This is a genomic window from Mesorhizobium sp. LNHC232B00 (assembly GCF_000502435.1).
Lineage (GTDB): Bacteria > Pseudomonadota > Alphaproteobacteria > Rhizobiales > Rhizobiaceae > Mesorhizobium > Mesorhizobium opportunistum.
The window spans coordinates 468,380-487,680 of the sequence record NZ_AYWP01000003.1; the positions used below are offsets into that span (position 1 = coordinate 468,380).

The window sequence follows — 19,301 nt, forward strand, 5'->3', positions numbered from 1 at the left end:
GGTTAAGGCTGCTCCAGCCTGTCGATTGGCCGCCATCCATGAATAATGCGGCGCGCGCCGATATCGAAAGCGAAATAGTTGCCACCGCCCGGTGGCTGATCCGCTTCGCGGCTGATCTCCCGTCCGCTGAGAGACAGCAGCAGGAGCGTGCCGACGCCGCCGTGGCCGACGACGGCAATATCGCCGGCCTGCCTGGTGGCCAGCACGGTGTCGACCTCGCTCACGATGCGGTTCTGGGCATCGATCGCCCGCTCCCATCCGCGAATGCTGCTGTATGGGTTGGCGAAGAACTGGTCCGCGACCGCTTCGAACTCCGGCGGCGGCAGAAAGCCTGTCGCCGACCGGTCGTTCTCATGCATCCGCTGCCTCACCTCGACTGCAAGGCGCAGATGCCTTGCCAGGATCTCGGCGGTTTCCACCGCCTTGCGCTCAGCCGACGAGACGATACGCCGGATCGGCCCGACCCAGGGCTGATCGAGCATGGCAATGGCTCGGGCCCGCCCGATGTCGGACAGGCTCCATTCCGGCACCGGAACACTGGCATCGACCTGAACCTGGGGATGCGTGATGTAGACCAAGGTCGACACGGTAAAGGCTCCTGCCCGCGAGCGGATCGCCCGGCGTTCAGTAACTTTGGGTGGAGCGCCGCGCCTTGGTTGCCGCCGGCTGCTTTGCCTGTGCTGCGGGCTTCGGCTGCGCTGCAGGTTTGAACGGGCCTTTCTTGAACGGCGCCATGCCTTGCCGCGCCAATTCGTCGGCGCGTTCGTTCTCGACATGACCGTCATGGCCCTTGACCCAGTTCCAGGTGACCTTATGGCGACGGTTGGCCTCGTCGAGCGCCTGCCAGAGTTCACCGTTCTTGACCGGCTTCTTGTCGGCGGTCTTCCAGCCGTTCTTCTTCCAGCCGTGGATCCACTTGGAAATGCCGTCCATGACATATTTGCTGTCGGTATGAAGCTCGACCGTGCAGGGTTCCTTCAGCGCATTCAGCGCCGAGATGGCCGCCAGCAACTCCATGCGGTTGTTGGTCGTCTCCGCCTCGCCGCCGGAAAGCTCCTTGGTGGCGCCGTTGAAGCGCAGGATCGCGCCCCAGCCGCCGGGACCAGGATTGCCCGAACAGGCGCCGTCGGTGAAGATTTCAACTTTCTTGCTCATGCCAGCCCATATTCCGAAGCAGATTTGATCGCCCGATGGAACCGCATCCGTCTGATGTATTCGGTCGGGTCGCGTTTCATGACCAGGCCGCCATCGGGAACGGTGAGCCAGTCGTAGAGCCGGGTCAACATGAACCGCAGCGCAGAACCGCGCGCCAGCATCGGCAGCGCCGTCTTTTCCCCGTCGCTCAGGGGGCGCACGCTCTGATAGCCCTCGAGCAGTGCCTTGCCCTTGGTGAGGTTGAAGGAAAAGTCCTTTTCGAAGCACCAGGCGTTGAGGCAGGTGGCAACGTCGTAGGCGTAGAGGTCGTCGCAAGCGAAATAGAAGTCGATCAGGCCGGAGAGCTTCTCGCCGAGGAAGAAGACATTGTCCGGGAACAGATCGGCGTGGATGATGCCTTGGGGTAGGTCCTTCGGCCAGTTGCGCTCGAAATCGGCGAAGTCGGCGTCGACCTCGGCCGCTAGGCCCGGCTCGACCTCGTCGGCGCGGGCGCGGGACGCGTCCCACAGCTTGCGCCAACCGTCGATGGCGAGCGCGTTGGGGCGGGTCATCGAAAAATCGGCACCGGCCAAATGGAGGGCCGCCAGCGCCCTGCCGACCTCGGCGCAATGCGCTGCCGCCGGACGCCGCAGCGAAAGCCCTTCGAGGAAGGTGATGATGACCGCCGGCCGACCGGCCAGCGTACCGATGACGCTGCCGTCATGCGCGGTCACCGGCAGCGGGCAGGACACGCCCTTGTTGGCGAGATGCCTCATCAGGCCGAGGAAAAACGGCAGATCCGCCTTCTCGACGCGCTTTTCGTAAAGCGTCAGGATGTAGGAGCCGCTGGAGGTGTGCAGCAGGAAGTTCGAATTCTCGGTGCCTTCCGCGATGCCCTTGTAGGATAGGAGATCGCCGACCGGGTAGTGCTTCAGGAAAGCGCCGAGTTCGCCTTCCGCAACATCGGTATAGACAGCCATGGATCTTACGCAGCCCCGTTGACGAAGGCCATGTCGGCCGGCGTCAGTTCGACATCGCGCAATACCCGCATGACCGGGAAATCCTCCGTTTCGGTGGCCGTGATGGCCAGGTCGATGGTCACATCGAAGCGCTGGCGGAACGCGTCGATGATTTCGTCGACGATGATCTCCGGTGCCGACGCCCCCGCGGACAGGCCAAGCGTCGAGATGTTGCCGATGTCATTCCACGGAATCTCGGCGGCGCGCTGCACGAGAAGCGACATCGTGGCGCCGGCTCGCTCCGCCACTTCGACAAGGCGGCGCGAATTGGAGGAATTGGGGGCGCCGACGATCAAATAGAGGTCAGCACCCGGCGCGGTATCCTTGACGGCTTCCTGGCGGTTGGTGGTGGCATAGCAGATCGATTCCGCGGCCGGCGCCTGCAGGTCGGGAAAGCGCTCCTGCAGCGCCCGGATGATACCGGCGGTGTCCTCGACCGACAGCGTGGTCTGGGTGACGAAGCCGAGCGCCTTCGGGTCGGCGGGCACAAGCTTCGCGGCATCGGCCTCGGTTTCGACCAGCGTCACGGCACCTTCCGGCAGTTGCCCCATTGTGCCGATCACCTCGGGATGGCCGGCATGGCCGATCAAGAGGACATGGCGGCCGAGCCGCTGATGGCGCATCGCCTGCTTGTGGACCTTGGAGACCAGCGGGCATGTGGCGTCGAGATAGAACAGGTTGCGCGCCTGGGCATCCGCCGGCACCGACTTCGGCACGCCATGCGCGGAGAAGACGACCGGCGACTGCCGGTGTTCGGCCGGAATCTCGGAAAGCTCTTCGATAAAGACGGCGCCAAGGCTTTGCAGTCCCTCGACGACATAACGGTTGTGCACGATCTCGTGGCGGACATATACCGGCGCGCCATATTTCTTCAGCGCCAGCACGACGATCTGGATGGCACGGTCGACGCCGGCGCAAAAGCCGCGCGGCTGGCAGAGCCGGATCGTCAGCGGAGGCTTGGTGGTTGTCTGAAGCATTGAATCCTGGCCGGTTCGTCAGCGCCGAAATGAGGTGCCTACCCCTGCCCTGTCAAGGGTAATGGTAGCAAGGGGGTAATAGTAGAAAGGGGGTAATGGTAGAAAGGGGTTTGGTCACCTTCAATCCTCTTTCGCGGGACGGCGAAGCCGCAGGACGAGCACGGCGGCCAGTGCCGCGGCAAGCCCATACCAGGTGACAGCATATTGCAGATGGCTGTTCGGAAGGTCGATGATGGTGACGCCTCCGACCGGCAGACCGCCCGGATTCGGCGTCTTGTCGGCATCGATGAAGATCGGCACCAGGGTGTACCCCGCGGGCAGGCCCGCGCTCGCCGCCATCACGTCGCGATCCTTCCAGTAGAAGATGTTCTTCGCCACATCGTTGTCGGGAAGCATCATCGACGGCTTTGCCGGCAGCGGATTGCGGGCAAGCCCGGTGACCGTGACCTTGCCCGTCACCTGTCCCTCGGCGCGCTTGGCGGCATCCTTGAGGTCATAGGGGACGAAGCCGCGATTGACCAGGACAAAGCGGCCATCATCCAGCGCCAGCGGCGTGTAGACGTTGAAGCCGGCCTCGCCTTCCCAGGTTGCATAGAAATGCCGCTCGCCCGAGTGCAGGAAGGTCCCACTGACGGTGACCGGCGTGTAGTCGACATCCCCGGTCGAGGCGAATTCCTTTTCCACCTCGGCCAGCGGCCGTGGCGCCGCGTGGGTGCGCTGGTCGATGGTCTGCAGAAGGCCTTGCTTCCAGTGCAGGCGCTGGACCTGCCAGGTGCCGAGCGCCAGCAGGATCAACAGCAGCACAAGGCCAAGGCCGAGCAGCAATACCGATCGTGGCCGCGAGCGGCCGCTGCCCTTGACGGAGGCCTCGTTCATTCGCCGCGATCCAGCCGGCCCTCGGACGCCTTGTTGGCGTATTGCAGCGTCAGCAGCACGCCCTTGATCAGCCGCAGCGCGGTCAGGCAGAGGACCAGGGCCATCGGAATCCAGACCAGCAGGTGCAGCCAGAGCGGCGGGCTCAGCGTCACTTCGACCCAGAGCGCCAGGCCGACAATAATGAAGCCGATGATCAGGATGACGAAGACCGCCGGCCCGTCGCCGGCATCGGCGAAGGAATAATCGAGGCCGCAATTGACGCAGCGTTTGCCGACGGTGAGGAAGCCGGAAAACAGCCGCCCCTCGCCGCAGCGCGGGCAGCGGCCATGCAGGCCGGCCGAAATCGGCTCGATGGGAGGCCAGATCGCCTTGTCTTCAGTCATGGATGGCCCGTCACTCATGCTTATTGCCCGATCTCGATGGGTGTCCCATCGGCCACCACTGCCCAGATTTCGTCCATGTCCGAGTCCGTAACGGCAATGCAACCGTCGGTCCAGTCGACCAATTGAAGCAGCCAGCCCCACCAGCCGAAACCGTTTGGCTGGCCGTGGATCATGATCATGCCACCGGCGACGACATTGCGCGCCTTCGCCGCCGCCAGATCGTCGGCATCGGGATAGGAGACGTGGATCGACTTGTAGGCGATGCTGTTCGGGTTGCGCCAGTCGAGGATATAGCGCCCCTCGGGCGTGCGCTGATCGCCCTCCTGGTGCTTGTGGCCGACCGGATCGCCGCCGAGCGCGATGCCGTAGTTGCGCACCACCTTGCCGTCGCCGATCAGTTCAAGGCGCCGTTCCGCCTTGTGGACACGCACCAGATCGACCTTCTCGGCGGCAAAGGCCGGGAATGCCAGGAGGATGAATGCGCAAATCGCCCGGGAAACCGTCCGCCGCATCGGCAATCGATCGGCGATCATTGCGCCGAAAAGAAGAAGGCGCCGAAAAGAAAAAGGCGACCGCGTCGCCGCGGCCGCCTTCCCGAAATCGAAATGCTAAAGACTGGGTCAGTGCCCTTCGATGACCGCGCCGACCGATCCCCAGACATAGATCGAGGCGAACAGGAACAGCCAGACCACGTCGACGAAGTGCCAATACCAGGCGGCTGCCTCGAAGCCGAAATGCTGCTTGGGGGTGAAGTCGCCCTTCATCGCACGGATCACGCAGACCAGCAGGAAGATGGTGCCGATGATGACATGGAAGCCATGGAAGCCGGTCGCCATGAAGAAGGTGGCGCCGTAGATGGAATCCTTGAAGCCGAACGGAGCGTGCATGTACTCGTAGGCCTGGACCATGGTGAAGAGCATGCCGAGGCCGACGGTCAGCACCAGGCCGTTGATCAGCCCCTTGCGATCGCCATGGATGAGCGAATGGTGCGCCCAGGTGACCGTGGTGCCCGACAGAAGCAGGATGACGGTGTTGTAGAGCGGCAGGTGGAAGGGATCGAGAACCTCCATGCCCTTCGGCGGCCAAACGCCACCGGTAAATGCATGGCGCGCGTAGTTCTGTGCCTCGCCGGCAAAAAGGCTGGCGTCGAAATAAGCCCAGAACCAGGCAACGAAGAACATCACCTCCGAGGCGATGAACATGATCATGCCGTAGCGCAGGTGCAGCGACACGACCCGCGTGTGGTGGCCCTCATGCGCTTCCTTGATGGTGTCCGACCACCAGGCAAACATGGTGTAGAGGACGATCGCGATGCCGATGAAGAACAGCCACGGATTGGCGATGTTGAAGCCGAAGATCGGGAAGGAACCGCCCTTCAAATATTCCATGAGGCAAACACCGCCGAAAGCGGTGACGAGCGCCCCCACCGATCCCAAGAAGGGCCACGGGCTCGGATCGACGAGATGATAGTCGTGATGTTGTGCGTGCGCGTCTGCCATATCAACCCCCGAGATTTTCGGTATTTGAAATTGTCTTGCTACTGCCCTTTGCCGGCTCCGAGGAGGCGACCGGCTTGTTCTTCTCGACCGGGAACATCGTATAGGACAGAGTGATCGTCTTCATGTCCTTCAGTTCCGGTACGTTCACAATGTCGGGGTCCACATAGAAGACGACCGGCATGTCCAGCGTCTCGCCGGGCTTCAGCGTCGTATCGGTGAAGCAGAAACACTCGACCTTGTTGAAGTACGGGCCAGCCAGTTCCGGCTGCACGTTGAAGGTGGCGCGGCCGGTAACGGGGCGGTCGAACTTGTTGGTCGCCTGGTAATGCGCCTGCACCGTCTCGCCGATCTTCATCGTCATCGAGCGCTGGACCGGCTGGAACTCCCATGGCACGCCCGCGATGTTGGCGTCGAAGCGGACGGTAATTTCACGGTCGAGCACGCGGCCGGCATACTGTTTTTCGACCCGTTGCGTCGTGCCGCCATAGCCAGTCGCCTGGCAGAACATCTTGTAGAGCGGAACGGCGGCGTAGGCCATGCCGATCATGCCGGTGAAGAAGGCGAGGCAGACAGCCGCGACGATGCGGTTGCTGTTCCTGCCGGCCGGCTTCCTGGATGTCCCGGCACTCATTACATGGTGCCCAAATTGTGGCCGAACTTGATGATCGTCGCGATATAGAAGATGACGACCAGCACCGCCAGCGCCAGGCCAATGGCGACGGAACGGCTGCGCCGCGCCTTCTTCTGGCGCTCGGTCAAGGTGACCGTCTCGAGCTTTTCCTCGATCATGGTCATGCCCCACCCATGGCAAGCGCGCGTTCGACCACGCTATCGGCCAGATAGGCGGCGAAGATGGCGAAGAGATAGAGAAGCGAATAGGCGAACAAAGCCTTGGCCGGCTTCATGGCGCGGTCGTCGTCGGCCATGCCGAGCACCTTCCACGCATACCAGACAAAGCCAACCCCGAGCAGCACAGCGGCAACGCCATAGATCGGCGTGGTGTAGCCGAGCAGCCACGGCAGCACACCGACCGGCGCCAGCACCAGCGCGTAGGCGAAGATCTGACGGCGGGTCGAGGCGTGGCCGGCGACATTCGGCATCATCGGGATGCCGGCGCGTTCGTAGTCCTCGGACTTGAACAGCGCCAAGGCCCAGAAATGCGGTGGCGTCCACAGGAAGATGATCAGGAACAGGACGATGCTTTCGACGCTGACCGACCCGGTCACCGCGGCCCAGCCGATGACCGGCGGGATCGCACCGGCCGCGCCGCCGATGACGATGTTCTGCGGTGTCCAGCGCTTCAGCCACATCGTGTAGACGACGGCATAGAAGAAGATGGTGAAAGCCAGCAGCGTCGCCGCCAGCCAGTTGGCGAGCACGCCGAGCGTCATCACCGACAGCGCCGACAGCACCAGGCCGAAGGTCAGCGCCTCGTTAGGCTGGATGCGGCCGGACGGCACCGGACGGCTGGCCGTCCTGGTCATCACCGCATCGATGTCGGCGTCGTACCACATGTTGAGCGCGCCCGAGGCACCGGCGCCGATGGCAATAGCCAGGATGGCGATCACCGCCAGCAACGGGTTGATGGTCACAGGTGCCGCGACCAGGCCGACAAAGGCCGTGAACACCACCAGGGACATGACGCGCGGCTTCAGCAGGGCGAAGAAATCGCCCGCCGTCGCTTCCGACATGCGGAAGCCGGCTTCGTCAATGCTGGTTTCGTCGACTAGGGCCATGCGTACTCAGGTCCATTATTCCGTTGGCCGAAACCGCCGGCGGGCCGGCGGTTTCGTATTCGAGCGGGCAGCCGCCTTACTTGATCTTCGGCAGCTGTTCCCACTGATGGAAAGGCGGCGGCGAAGGCAGCTGCCATTCAAGCGTCGTTGCACCCTCGCCCCACGGATTGGCGCCGGCGATCCGCTTCTTCTGGAAGGCTTCGAACACGCCGTAGAGGAAGATCACCACGCCCACGGCCGAGATATAGGACCCGATCGAAGACACATAGTTCCAGCCGGCAAACGCATCGGGATAGTCGATGGTGCGGCGCGGCATACCGGCGAGGCCGAGGAAGTGCTGCGGGAAGAAGATCAGGTTGACGCCGACGAAAGTGACCCAGAAGTGGGTATTGGCGATCACCGGCGAGTACATGTAGCCGGTCATCTTCGGGAACCAGTAGTACCAGCCGGCGAAGATGGCGAACACCGCGCCTAACGACAGGACGTAGTGGAAGTGGGCGATCACGAAATAGGTGTCATGCAGCGAGCGGTCGAGGCCGGCATTGGCCAGCTGGACGCCGGTGACGCCACCGATGGTGAACAGGAAGATGAAGCCCAGCGCCCACAGCATCGGAGTCTTGAACGAGATCGAACCGCCCCACATCGTGGCGATCCAGGAGAAGATCTTCACGCCGGTTGGCACCGCGATGACCATGGTGGCGAAGACGAAATAGCGCTGCGTGTCGAGCGACAGGCCGGTCGTATACATATGGTGCGCCCAGACGATGAAGCCGACGGCGCCGATCGCCACCATGGCATAAGCCATGCCGAGATAGCCGAACACCGGCTTCTTCGAGAAGGTCGAGACGATATGGCTGATGATGCCGAAGCCCGGCAGGATCAGAATGTAGACTTCCGGGTGACCGAAGAACCAGAACAGGTGCTGGAACAGCAGCGGATCGCCGCCGCTGTCCGGCGCGAAGAAGGCCGTGCCGAAATTGCGGTCGGTGAGCAGCATGGTGATGCCGCCGGCCAGGACCGGCAGGGACAACAGCAGCAGGAATGCGGTGACAAGCACCGACCACGCAAACAGCGGCATCTTGTGCAACGTCATGCCGGGAGCGCGCATGTTGAAGATGGTGGTGATGAAGTTGATGGCACCGAGGATCGACGAGGCACCGGCGATGTGGATCGACAGGATCGCCAGATCCATGGCCGGCCCCGGCTGGCCCGAGGTCGACAGCGGCGGATAAAGCGTCCAGCCGCCGCCGACGCCATAGGCACCCGGTGCGCTCGGCACGAACATCGAGGTGAGCAGCAGGATGAAGGCCGGCGGCAGCAGCCAGAAGGAGATGTTGTTCATGCGCGGGAACGCCATGTCGGGAGCGCCGATCATGATCGGCACCATCCAGTTGGCGAAACCACCGATGAGGGCGGGCATGACCATGAAGAAGATCATGATCAGGGCGTGCGCGGTGGCAAAGGCGTTGTACATGCTCTTGCCGCCGTCGACCGCGGCGTCACCGTTCATGCCGTAGACCATCTGCGCCAGACCGCTGAATATCTGGATGCCAGGCTCCTGCAGCTCCATGCGGATCGCAACCGACAGCGCGCCGCCGATGATGCCGGCCATGATCGCGAAGATCAGGTAGAGCGTACCGATATCCTTGTGGTTGGTCGAATAAACCCAGCGCACCCAGCCGTGATAAGGCTTGTGGTCGTGCCCGTCGTGAGCTGCAGCGTCTGCCATGTTCGGCTCCGTTCCCTAAATCTTGCTAACCCGCGGCATCAATTGCCGGCGGCCGCTACCTTGTTCTGGCCGTCGACCTCGGCCATCAGCGTCTTGTTGGCGCCGGGCAGATCGGTCTTGGCTGAAGCCAGCCAGGTCTTGAACTGCGCGTCCGAGACGACACGGATGGCGATCGGCATGAAGGCATGGTCCTTGCCGCAAAGCTGCGAGCACTGGCCATAATAAAGGCCTTCCTTCTCCGCCTTGAACCAGGTCTCGTTGGTGCGTCCCGGAATGGCGTCGATCTTGATGCCGAACGACGGCATGGCGAAGGAGTGGATCACGTCGGTCGCGGTGACAAGCACGCGGGTCATCGTGTTGACCGGCACCACCAGTTCGTTGTCGACGGCGAGCAGACGCGGATAGACCTTGCGATCCTCCTTGCCCGCCTTGGCGCGATCGCCATCCTGGAGGATGGCCGAATTGAAGGAGAGCGTGTTGTCGGTCTGGTACTCGTAATCCCAGTTCCACTGGTTGCCAGTGGCCTTGACGGTCAGCTTGGCGTCTTCCGGCGGCGTGTACTGCGCGGTCAGGAGCTGGAACGAGGGAATGGCGAGGCAAAGCAGGACCACGACGGGGCCGACGGTCCAGACCACCTCGATCAGCGTGTTGTGGCTGGTCTTGGAGGGAACCGGGTTCACACTCGCGCGGAATTTCACGATGCAATAGGCGAGGAGGAGCAGCACCAGAATGGTGATCGGGGCGATGAACCACATCGTGTAGTTTCCGAACCATTCGATCTGCCGCATCATGTCGGTCGCCGGCGCCTGGAAGGTCGTCTCCCATTCCACCGGCTGATCGGCCCGGGCGGATGTGCCGGCAAAAATCGTGGCAGCGGCACAAGTGCTCAGAAACCTGGCACTCAGAAACCTGGCACTTGCTGGAAACCTGGCGCTAGCTAGAAAATTTCTCATCGCCCTCTTCGTCTCCCAGTTCCTCGCGGCGATGCCAACGAGAATAACGAACAATGCCGGGACGGGAATCCCGACAGTCTCAAGCTGGTTCAAACCATACTCTTTTTCCCTCCGCAAGAAAGGAGCGGCCGAAACCGTGCGGCATTTTTGCGCGCAGGCTGGCATGGCCCCTCCGGGGCAGCGGCCGCGACGACGAAACGCGTATGTTCGGCAGGCCACCCGCTTCATGTCGGCAGGACGCGGGGAGCGTCGTAATTCAGGCGAAATTGGCAGGGAAAAGCGCTGCATCGCCTGTTTCGGGACAGTTCGCGTGCGGTCTCGTCCTTTACTTGGCATTGGCGCGGCTTAAAGTGCCGTGATTCGCAATGGAGCCGTCATGAACTATTGGCTTTCAGGACTGGGGCATACGAGACCGGGGCTTTCGAGCACATTGGTCAAGGCCATGCTTGTCGCTGCCCTGTCGACGGCCGGTCTGTTCGTCACCGGTCAGGCCAACGCCGCCCAGCCGAGCGGCACGGTGCGCTCGACGCATGGCGCCTGGTCGATCATCTGCGACACGCCGGCCGGCGCCACCTCGGAACAATGCGTGATGATGCAGAACGTCGTCGCCGAGGACCGTCCGGAAATGGGCCTGTCGGTCGTCGTGCTGCGCACCGCTGACAACAAGGCCGAGATCCTGCGCGTGCTGGCGCCGCTTGGCGTGCTTTTGCCGAACGGGCTCGGCCTCAATGTCGACGGCAAGGATATCGGCCGCGCCTATTTCGTGCGCTGTTTCCAGGACGGATGCTATGCCGAGGTCATCCTCGAAAAGCCGCTGCTCGACACGCTGAAGACCGGCACATCGGCGACGTTCATCGTCTTCCAGACACCTGAGGAAGGCATCGGCATCCCGGTAGACCTCAAGGGTTTCGCCGATGGTTTTGCCGCGCTGCCCTGATCCCGGCCCCTTGCACAGAACCGCGAGTATGACGCGTTTTTCATGACCAGAAAGCGGCGCCCGCATCGAGCGGACGCTGTCATTCGGCGACATGGATCTCCATTGCCGATTGTCTCGGCGCGGCTTCACGCCTACATCGGGGGAAAGCAGCAATCTTCCCACGAATGGACGCGCCATGAACAGCCTGATCGGCCAATTCGACATTTCAGACGATCGCATCAAGCAGATCGTCGCCGAGACCATCAACGGCGCCGATGACGGCGAACTGTTCCTCGAATACAGCGAGAGCGAAGCGCTGATGTTCGACAATGGCCGGCTCAAAACCGCCAATTTCAACACCGACCAGGGCTTTGGCCTGCGCGCGGTCGCGGGTGAAGCCAGCGGCTATGCCCATTCGAGCGACTTGTCCGAGGCCTCGCTGCTGCGTGCGGCGGATGCCGTCTCGACCGTCAAGGGCGGCTATTCCGGCACGCTTGCCGCCGCACCCGCCCGCACCAACCGCCATCTTTATGGCGAGGAGAACCCGATCCCCTCGCCTTCCTTCGAGGCCAAGGCAAAGCTGCTGCAGGAAATCGACGCCTGGCTGCGGGCCGAGGATCCGCGCGTGCGCCAGGTAACCGCCTCGCTCGCCGCCTCCTGGCAGCATGTCGAGATCGTGCGCGCCGACGGCCAGATGGTGCGCGACATCCGGCCGCTGGTCCGCATCAACGTCTCGGTCGTGGTCGGCGATGGCGACCGCCAGGAGAGCGGCTCCTACGGCATGGGCGGGCGCAAGGCGTTCGGCGAATTCCTGATCGAGGACAGCTGGAAACACGCCGCAAAAGAGGCGCTCAGGCAGGCGCTGGTCAACCTCGAGGCGATCCCCGCCCCGGCCGGCACCTTCGACATCGTGCTCTCCAGCGGCTGGCCGGGCGTCATGCTGCACGAAGCCGTCGGCCACGGCCTGGAAGGCGACTTCAACCGCAAGAAGACATCGGCCTTCGCCGGCCTGTTGGGCCAGCAGGTCGCCGCCAAGGGCGTCACCGTCGTCGATGACGGCACGATCCCCGAGCGGCGCGGCTCGCTCACCGTCGACGACGAAGGCACGCCTTCGGCCCGCAACGTGCTGATCGAGGACGGCAGACTGGTCGGCTACATGCAGGATCGCCAGAACGCCCGGCTGATGGGCATGAAGGCAACCGGCAACGGCCGGCGCGAAGGCTACGCGCACCAGCCGATGCCGCGCATGACCAACACCTACATGACCGCGGGCGACATGGAGCCCGACGAGATCATCGCCTCCGTCAAGAACGGCATCTACGCCGTCTCCTTCGGCGGCGGCCAGGTCGATATCACGTCCGGGAAATTCGTGTTCGGCTGCACCGAGGCCTACCTGATCGAGAACGGCAAGGTAACGCAGCCGATCAAGGGGGCGATGCTGATCGGCAACGGGCCCGACGCCATGCACCGCGTCTCGATGGTGGGCAACGACATGAAGCTCGACAATGGCATCGGCATGTGCGGCAAGGCCGGACAAGGCGTGCCGGTCGGCGTCGGCCAACCACATCTCAGGATGAACCAGATGACGGTCGGCGGCACCCGGGTTTGAGGGCGGGCGCCGTTTCACGATCCCGATCGGCTTTCAGGGCTTGAATTCGGTTCGGCTGCGACGTATCTTACCTTCGTCTTACGAGGTAAGCCACAATGGCCGCTTCCGAAAAACTCACAACGACTGTCTCGACCAAGGGACAAGTCATCCTGCCCAGTGCAATCCGGAAGCGGAGGGATTGGGGTGCCGGAACGCGCCTGCAGGTCGAGGACACACCGGAGGGCGTCCTTTTGAAGCCTGCGCCGGCTTTTGCCGAGACGCGCCCGGAAGAGGTGTTTGGTTCCCTGCCCCACAGCGGCAAACCGAAGACGCTGGAAGAAATGGACGAGGGCGTGCTTGCCGAGGCGCGGCGACGCCATGCTCGCGATTGATACCAATGTCATCGTTCGTTACCTGACGAGCGACCATCCGCAGCAATCGCCGCGCGCCCGAGAGCTGATCGACGGTCGGTCGGTCTTTGTCACCATCACGGTGATCCTGGAAGTCGAATGGGTGCTGCGCAGTGCCTATGGTTACGGACAGGCCGAAGTAGCGCGGGCTCTGCGGGCGTTCGGCGGGCTCCCAACTGTCGAGATGGAGGATGCCACCACCGTCTCATCCGCCCTCGATCTGGCCGAGACGGGGATGGATTTCGCGGATGCACTGCATCTCGGCAAGTCCGCGCATTGCTCGGGATTTGCCACCTTCGACCGCAAACTCGTCAAGTCTGCTCGGGCTGCAGGGCATGGCGGCGTGCAAGAGGCCTAGCAGGCTCCGAACACGATCGTGTTAGCAAATTATTAATTGTTCAATTGCCTTGGCCGACGTTTCCGCATTAACTCGTCGCCAGTCTTCTCGTTGCGGTGGTGTTTGCAGTGCTGCGTTCCCCTGGCGTCCTGACCTCTTCCTTCCTTCTGGGCCTTGTTTCGTTGATCGGTGCGACATCGCTATCTGTCGACCCCTCCGCAGCGCAGTCGACATTGTTCAAGCGACCGTCGGTTCCGGCCACGAAGGCGCAGCCGATCGCGATCGACCTGCGCTCCGCCGCCGTTGGAGGACGCACCAGCGTTCCCTATGGCTGGGTCGATTTCTGCCGTCGCAGGCCGAAAGAGTGCAAGGTGTCCGCCCTGCCGGCCACGAGCGTCAAGCTGACCGCGCAGAACCTGCGGACCCTTAAGCGGATAAACCAAAAGGCGAACCGCGCCATCAAGCCGGTCAGCAACTACGAACACTGGGGCACGATGATGGACCACTGGGATTATCCGGTGGACGGCAAGGGCGACTGCAAGATCTACGCGCTCTACAAGCGCAAGCTTCTCATGGAAGCGGGATTTCCCCGGCAAGCGCTGCTGATGACGGTGGTGCGCGACCTGCACAATGAAGGCCACACCATCCTGACGGTGAAGACCGACAGGGGCGATCTCGTCCTGGACAACCTGGCCGATGAAATCCGGCCCTGGAACGCGACCGGCTATTATTTCCTGAAACGCCAGTCGCAGCAGAACCCGAACATCTGGATGTCGATCAACCAGCGCGGCGGCACTCCGAAAACCTGACGTGTCGCCAGGCTCTCAGACCGAGCAGCCGAACTATGAGCCTTTTCCTGGAAATGCTTCCGCTGCGACCAGCCTAGTGGTTGCAGGACGGCTGGCCCTCTTGCCCGCAAGATGGCTTCTTCCTGGACTCCTGCGGCTGCGGCAAGCGCCGTTCCTGCATCTGAGGTTTCGGCTGCTCTCGGAATTCCGGCTTCGGTTCCTGTCTTTGCGGCCGCAGCACCTGCTCGTTCGGCCTTTCCTGGCTGAACCGGCGCTGCGCGTTCTCGTCCGGCCTGTTGACCTTGAAGTTGCGCGGGACGTCGACCTCGCCACCGGCGGACCCTTCTTCGTTCTGCAGCCTGCGGAACTTCCTGCCCCTGTCGCTCGTGTTGTCGAACCCTTGATCGCCCGGTTCGACGATGGACTGGCCGGGAGACAAATCCCTGCGCATCAGCTTCCTCGGCCTGCCGTTGTTCCGCTCGGAAAACACGTCCGGATTGTTGTTCCTGAACCGCTCCTCAACGCGCGGCCGGTTCTCGGCCGGCATACCGTTGACGGTCGGCAGCTTGCGGAATTTCCTGCCCTTTTTGGCTGCGGTCGAGCCCTGATCACCCGATTCGAAAACAGAGCGGCCGGCGGACAGGTCCTTGCGCCTCAGCTTCTTCGGCCTGCCGCTGCTCTCATCGGTGAAGGCGTTCGGATTGTTCTTCCGGAACCTCTCCCGCGCGCTCGGCTGGTTCTCGTCCGGCATGCCATTGGCGGCCGGCAGCTTGCGGAGCTTGCGATTCTTGCCCTGGGCATTGCCGGCTCTGGTCTGCTCATTGCTTTTGCCGGTAGCGGCGGCGCCGGCGTTTCCAGTGGCCTGCTGGTTGTTGCCACCCGCCGCGCCCCGCTCGCTCAAACGCTTCCTTGACTTGTCGCCAGGCAGGTTCTGGTCGCCAGGCAGGTTCTGGTCGCTAGGTAAGTTCCGACCTTTGAGCGCCGGCTTGCCGTTGACGAGCGGCAGCCTCTTGCCGTTCGCTCCAGGCAGGGCATGGTCGCGCGAAAGCTTGCCCGTCGCGGACCGGGTCTCGGACTGCGGAATAGCAGTGCCGGACTGCTGGCCCTCGATGACGCGCTGTTTCTCGCCGCCCTGTTTCTGGCCGCCCTGTTTCCGGTCGCCCTGTTGCTGATTGGTGATCTGACGGGACATGGCCGCCTTCTTCTGCAGCGGCGGCGGCAGCGCGACCCTGGCCGCCAGCGCATCCGCGCGGGCGCCAACGGCGCCTCCGGTCGTCTGCCGGCCCGTGGTGCGGCCACCCTGAACACCGGCACTTGGCTGCGCGGCCTGATCCGTCTCGTTTTTGATCGTCGTGTTGATGTTGTTGATGACGGTCGTGTTGTGGATGTTGTTGAAGATGATGTCGTTCGGCGGCGGCACGATGTGGCGCGGGGGGTTGAAGAACACGGGTATCGGCACGAATACGGGCGTCGGCAGGACGAAGACATCGACCGGCGGCGGCGGCGGCTCAAGCACGACGAAATCCGGCGGCGGCGGCGGCAGGAAGATCACAGTGATCGGCGGTGGCGGCGCGAAATCGAAATCGTCGAAAAAGATTACTGGACGGTCGACATAGATAATTTCCTCGGGCGGCGGTGGCGCCACGTCGTAGACGATGACGGTGAAGCTCTCCGGTGGCTCCAGTTCGGCGTCGAAATGCTCCAGCCGGCGGCGCGCGTCCCAGGCATGCGGGCCGTGCGAGTAGCGCTCCAGATAGGACCAGTAGGCTTCAGGCGTGTCCGTCATCCAGGTCTCGCGCCAGGTGATCGCCTCACGCCGGGCCGCAATGATGGCGCGTACGCGCTTGGCCATCGGATCGTGCGGATAGGCATCGAGGAAATCGTCGTAACCGCGCATCGTGTCGCGCTCGAGGGCGGCAACATAGGCGTCACGCGGGTCGAAATCGCGGATCGGCCTGGTTCGCGCCGCCCGGGTCTCCGCGTCCGAAACCTTGGGCGGAGGAGCATCCGCGCTGCGTTCGAAGAAAACGAAAGGCGCCGTGATCTTCGAAGCGCTCCATGGCAGTTCCCTGCCTTGCGTGACCTCGCTGACGCGCAGGCGCGTGCGGTCGAACACGTCCCGTAGCGACAGGCCGCCTTCGCGCATCATCTCGGCAAGCGCCTTGGCATAGGCTCCATAGGGTCCTTTGCCCTCCGGCGCGACGGTTCCCGGAGCGGCGTTGAAGGCGATCAGGATGTTCGGATCGGGATCGACCAAGGCAAGGCCACCGGCCAGCGGCTCCTTCCACTTTGGGAAGGGATTTGGCCGCGCCGCATCGAGCACGACGATATTGACCTTGGTCGGCAACCCGGACAGCGGCCTGGTGATATCGGAAACCCGCATCGCCTGAAGCGGGATATCGTTTGGATTGGCGATCTGAGCATCGATCGGCAGGAAGTAGTTCTCGCCCTCGAACTGCACGCCATGGCCTGCGAGATAAACGAAAACGACGGCGTCCGGACCGGCGGCCGACACTTTGCCCATGAAATCGCGGAACGCGCCGCGCAGCGAGTCCTGGTCCACGTCACGCGCGCCGACCACGTCGAACCCGGAGGCCTGCAATGTCTGCGCGATCAGGCCGGCGTCATTGGCGGCCGTCGCGAGTTCTCCGGTCTTGTAGGCGCCATTGCCGATGACGAAAGCCAGACGCTTTTCACCTTGCGCCAGCGCCCCGGTCGCAGCGGTGACCGCGAAAAAGATGAGAAAGACGACGAGACCAACGAATTTATGAAGCGTCCGCATTGCAATCCGCCATCCGCCGTCCCTTCAGCCTGACAACGCCGGAGGGGCCGCAATGTTTCCCGAACCGGGCAAAAATAAAGAGACGCAACGCGGCGGCTTTGGGGCGCAATTTCGTCGAAAGAGCACAGGCTTCACAAATTTCCGCGAGCCAGCGGCATCGGACTACCGGCGTCGCCTCGGTTTCTCCAGCAAAGCGACGGCCTCGACATGGGGCGACCACAGGAACTGGTCGATCGGCGTCACGCTTTTCAAGGCGTAGCCCCCGTCGATCAGGATGCGCAGGTCGCGCGCCAGCGTCCCCGGGTTGCAGGACACCGCGGCGATGTACGGGACATCCGAGCGGGCGATCTGCTTCGACTGGTCCTCGGCGCCCGCGCGAGGCGGGTCGAAGACGAGGCCGTCGAAGGCGTTCAACTCCTTGAATGTCAGCGGCCGCCGGAACAGGTCGCGGCGCTCGCCCGTCACCCGCTTCAGGCCGGTCGCGAAACGCGATCCGCGGTCGAGCGCAGAAAGGGCCGCCGCATCGCCTTCCACCGCGTGCACTTCCGACTTTGCGGCCAATCGCAAGGCAAAACTGCCGCAGCCGGCGAAAAGATCGGCGACTTTCTTGGCATGCTTCAGATGGGCGCCGACAATATCGGCCATGGTCTGTTCGGCTGCCTCGGTAGCCTGCAGGAAGGCGCCGGGCGGCACGGCAACCGCGACGCTGCCGAACATGACCACGGGCTTCCGCGGTTCGATGATGATCTCGTCATCGATGGACAGTCTGGCAAAGCCCTGCGCCATGACGAAATTGGAGGCGATGCGGCGCTGGTTCTCGCCGAGCTTGCCGGATTCATGCGCGGCGACGTCGATGCCGGAACCGGTCACGGTCACCGCCATCCGGAACGATTTCGTGGTGGCGCAGATCAAGTCCGCGAGCGCCTTAAGCCGGTCGAGCGCGGCGACGATCTCGGGCAGCGAGATCGGACATTCGGATATGGAAATGATTTCCGGCGACAGGTGGCGATTGAAGCCGAGCAGCATGCCTGTCTCGGTGCGCCGGGCGGCAAGCACCACACGGCGGCGCGTGTGCGGCGCGCAGGCGACCAGTTCGCCAACGTCGCAATCGATGCCCTTCAGGGCGTGGACCACCTTGTCGCGTTTCCATTGGCGATAGGCTTCGGCCTCGAAATGCTGAAGGGCGCAGCCGCCGCATTCGGTAAAATGGCGGCAGGCGGGATCGATGCGCAGCGGCGAGGCCTCCAGCACCGCCATCAGCATGGCGCGATCCCTTTCGCGCGCGGCGGTGACGGTTTCGCCGGGCAGCGTGAAGGGAATGAACAGATCGCCGCTTTCGGTTTCGGCGATGCCGTCGCCCTGGGCGCCAAGCTTTTTGATGGTGAAGCGTGCGCTCATCGATCCTTGACCCCGCCGAGCAGGAATTCGCGGTTGCCGTCGCCACCTTCGATCGGCGACAGATGCAGGCCGAGCGAACGCCAGCCTGGAACGGCGTCGAGCCAATCCTGCAGCAGGCCGGCGACACGGGCAGCGTCGAAGGGATCTTTCAACAGACCGCCCTTGCCGATCGCCTCGCGACCCGCCTCGAATTGCGGCTTGACCAGAAAGATCGCCCTGGCACCGGGTTTTGCAATGGCAAGTGCCGGCGGCAGCGCCAGCTTCAGCGAGATGAAACTGACATCGGAAACGATGAAATCCGGGATGCGTCCGTGAAGATCGGCAGCGGTGAGATCGCGGGCGTTCAGCCCCTCGACGACCGTGACGCGCGAATCCCCGGCAATATCGGGATGCATCTGGCCGTGACCGACGTCGATCGCCGTGACATGGGATGCGCCGCGTTCGAGCAGCACCTGGGTGAAGCCGCCGGTCGAGGCGCCGACGTCCAGCGCCTCGCTTCCAGCGGGGTCGAGGCCGAAATGGTCGAGCCCGCCGAGCAACTTCAGCGCCGCGCGCGACACATAGCCTTGCGCCGGATCATCGATGGTCACAAGACATTGCGGCGAGACGTTCTGACCGGGCTTGCGTGCGATAGCACCGTCAACCGTCACCGTGCCGCGCTCGACCGCATCGCGGGCCCGCGAACGGCTGGCAAACAGCCCGCGCTGGACGAGCAGGTCGTCGAGCCGCTGGCGGGCGCTGGCTGGCAGAGGCGAATTCATTGGCCTTCATGGCGA

21 protein-coding genes are annotated in these 19,301 nt (G+C 63.3%); 5 read left to right on the forward strand and 16 right to left on the reverse strand.

The window, feature by feature from the left end; all coding sequences use genetic code 11:
• Positions 1 to 2 precede the first annotated feature (2 nt).
• The 13 genes from X743_RS162105 to coxB all read right to left on the reverse strand — a co-directional run bounded on the left by X743_RS162105 (position 3) and on the right by coxB (position 10,423).
• The gene (locus X743_RS162105) at positions 3 to 587 is read right to left on the reverse strand and encodes a histidine phosphatase family protein (protein ID WP_023764479.1); all 585 of its coding nucleotides are present in this window, start codon (positions 585 to 587) and stop codon (positions 3 to 5) included.
• A 37-nt stretch (positions 588 to 624) separates the two neighbouring features.
• Complete coding sequence (rnhA, locus tag X743_RS162100; protein WP_023764480.1) at positions 625 to 1,155, reverse strand: ribonuclease HI; 531 nt, start codon at positions 1,153 to 1,155, stop codon at positions 625 to 627.
• Complete coding sequence (locus X743_RS162095; protein ID WP_023764481.1) at positions 1,152 to 2,114, reverse strand: homoserine kinase; 963 nt, start codon at positions 2,112 to 2,114, stop codon at positions 1,152 to 1,154. Before X743_RS162095 ends, rnhA begins: the two co-directional genes overlap by 4 nt.
• Before the next feature lie 5 nt (positions 2,115 to 2,119).
• Positions 2,120 to 3,130, reverse strand: a complete 1,011-nt coding sequence (ispH, locus tag X743_RS162090) for a 4-hydroxy-3-methylbut-2-enyl diphosphate reductase (protein WP_023764482.1) — start codon at positions 3,128 to 3,130, stop codon at positions 2,120 to 2,122.
• A gap of 120 nt (positions 3,131 to 3,250) precedes the next feature.
• Entirely contained in the window at positions 3,251 to 4,006 is a 756-nt protein-coding gene (locus X743_RS162085) for an SURF1 family protein (RefSeq protein ID WP_023764483.1), read from the reverse strand.
• Positions 4,003 to 4,389, reverse strand: a complete 387-nt coding sequence (locus X743_RS162080; protein ID WP_023764484.1) for a DUF983 domain-containing protein — start codon at positions 4,387 to 4,389, stop codon at positions 4,003 to 4,005. Before X743_RS162080 ends, X743_RS162085 begins: the two co-directional genes overlap by 4 nt.
• Before the next feature lie 20 nt (positions 4,390 to 4,409).
• Positions 4,410 to 4,922, reverse strand: coding sequence for a L,D-transpeptidase family protein (locus tag X743_RS162075; RefSeq protein ID WP_031257508.1), 513 nt, complete (start codon positions 4,920 to 4,922; stop codon positions 4,410 to 4,412).
• Positions 4,923 to 5,009: 87 nt separating this feature from the next.
• Complete coding sequence (locus X743_RS162070) at positions 5,010 to 5,888, reverse strand: cytochrome c oxidase subunit 3 (protein ID WP_023764486.1); 879 nt, start codon at positions 5,886 to 5,888, stop codon at positions 5,010 to 5,012.
• 1 nt (position 5,889) lies between these two features.
• Complete coding sequence (locus tag X743_RS162065) at positions 5,890 to 6,519, reverse strand: cytochrome c oxidase assembly protein (RefSeq protein WP_023764487.1); 630 nt, start codon at positions 6,517 to 6,519, stop codon at positions 5,890 to 5,892.
• A complete protein-coding gene (locus tag X743_RS162060; protein ID WP_013896657.1) occupies positions 6,519 to 6,683 on the reverse strand; it encodes a hypothetical protein in 165 nt (54 codons plus the stop codon). The genes X743_RS162065 and X743_RS162060 overlap by 1 nt, the downstream gene beginning before the upstream one ends.
• Positions 6,680 to 7,624 carry a heme o synthase gene (locus tag X743_RS162055; RefSeq protein ID WP_023764489.1) on the reverse strand — a complete coding sequence of 315 codons (945 nt, stop codon included), beginning with the start codon at positions 7,622 to 7,624 and terminating at the stop codon, positions 6,680 to 6,682. Before X743_RS162055 ends, X743_RS162060 begins: the two co-directional genes overlap by 4 nt.
• Before the next feature lie 76 nt (positions 7,625 to 7,700).
• On the reverse strand, positions 7,701 to 9,353 hold the full coding sequence (ctaD, locus tag X743_RS162050) for a cytochrome c oxidase subunit I (RefSeq protein ID WP_023764490.1): 1,653 nt from the start codon (positions 9,351 to 9,353) through the stop codon (positions 7,701 to 7,703).
• Between the two features lie 38 nt (positions 9,354 to 9,391).
• Positions 9,392 to 10,423 (reverse strand): cytochrome c oxidase subunit II, encoded by a 1,032-nt coding sequence (coxB, locus tag X743_RS162045; RefSeq protein ID WP_031250203.1) that lies wholly within the window; start codon positions 10,421 to 10,423, stop codon positions 9,392 to 9,394.
• 259 nt (positions 10,424 to 10,682) lie between these two features.
• Between coxB and X743_RS162040 the strand changes: the two genes are divergently transcribed.
• From X743_RS162040 to X743_RS162020, 5 genes are all read left to right on the forward strand, one after another.
• Positions 10,683 to 11,243: an invasion associated locus B family protein gene (locus tag X743_RS162040; protein WP_031257509.1), complete on the forward strand. Its 561-nt coding sequence runs from the start codon at positions 10,683 to 10,685 to the stop codon at positions 11,241 to 11,243.
• Positions 11,244 to 11,418: 175 nt separating this feature from the next.
• Positions 11,419 to 12,831 (forward strand): metalloprotease TldD, encoded by a 1,413-nt coding sequence (gene tldD / locus X743_RS162035; protein ID WP_023764493.1) that lies wholly within the window; start codon positions 11,419 to 11,421, stop codon positions 12,829 to 12,831.
• A 95-nt stretch (positions 12,832 to 12,926) separates the two neighbouring features.
• Positions 12,927 to 13,202: an AbrB/MazE/SpoVT family DNA-binding domain-containing protein gene (locus tag X743_RS162030; protein ID WP_023764494.1), complete on the forward strand. Its 276-nt coding sequence runs from the start codon at positions 12,927 to 12,929 to the stop codon at positions 13,200 to 13,202.
• Positions 13,189 to 13,578 carry a type II toxin-antitoxin system VapC family toxin gene (locus tag X743_RS162025; protein ID WP_023764495.1) on the forward strand — a complete coding sequence of 130 codons (390 nt, stop codon included), beginning with the start codon at positions 13,189 to 13,191 and terminating at the stop codon, positions 13,576 to 13,578. Before X743_RS162030 ends, X743_RS162025 begins: the two co-directional genes overlap by 14 nt.
• A 107-nt stretch (positions 13,579 to 13,685) precedes the next feature.
• On the forward strand, positions 13,686 to 14,366 hold the full coding sequence (locus X743_RS162020; protein ID WP_031257510.1) for a transglutaminase-like cysteine peptidase: 681 nt from the start codon (positions 13,686 to 13,688) through the stop codon (positions 14,364 to 14,366).
• A gap of 73 nt (positions 14,367 to 14,439) precedes the next feature.
• Here the strand turns inward: X743_RS162020 and X743_RS162015 are convergent, their stop codons facing one another.
• The 3 genes from X743_RS162015 to X743_RS162005 form a co-directional block, all read right to left on the reverse strand.
• Positions 14,440 to 17,127 carry a caspase domain-containing protein gene (locus tag X743_RS162015; RefSeq protein ID WP_023764497.1) on the reverse strand — a complete coding sequence of 896 codons (2,688 nt, stop codon included), beginning with the start codon at positions 17,125 to 17,127 and terminating at the stop codon, positions 14,440 to 14,442.
• A 162-nt stretch (positions 17,128 to 17,289) separates the two neighbouring features.
• The gene (locus X743_RS162010) at positions 17,290 to 18,525 is read right to left on the reverse strand and encodes a class I SAM-dependent RNA methyltransferase (RefSeq protein WP_023764498.1); all 1,236 of its coding nucleotides are present in this window, start codon (positions 18,523 to 18,525) and stop codon (positions 17,290 to 17,292) included.
• The gene (locus tag X743_RS162005) at positions 18,522 to 19,286 is read right to left on the reverse strand and encodes a TlyA family RNA methyltransferase (RefSeq protein ID WP_023764499.1); all 765 of its coding nucleotides are present in this window, start codon (positions 19,284 to 19,286) and stop codon (positions 18,522 to 18,524) included. Before X743_RS162005 ends, X743_RS162010 begins: the two co-directional genes overlap by 4 nt.
• Positions 19,287 to 19,301: the final 15 nt, after the last annotated feature.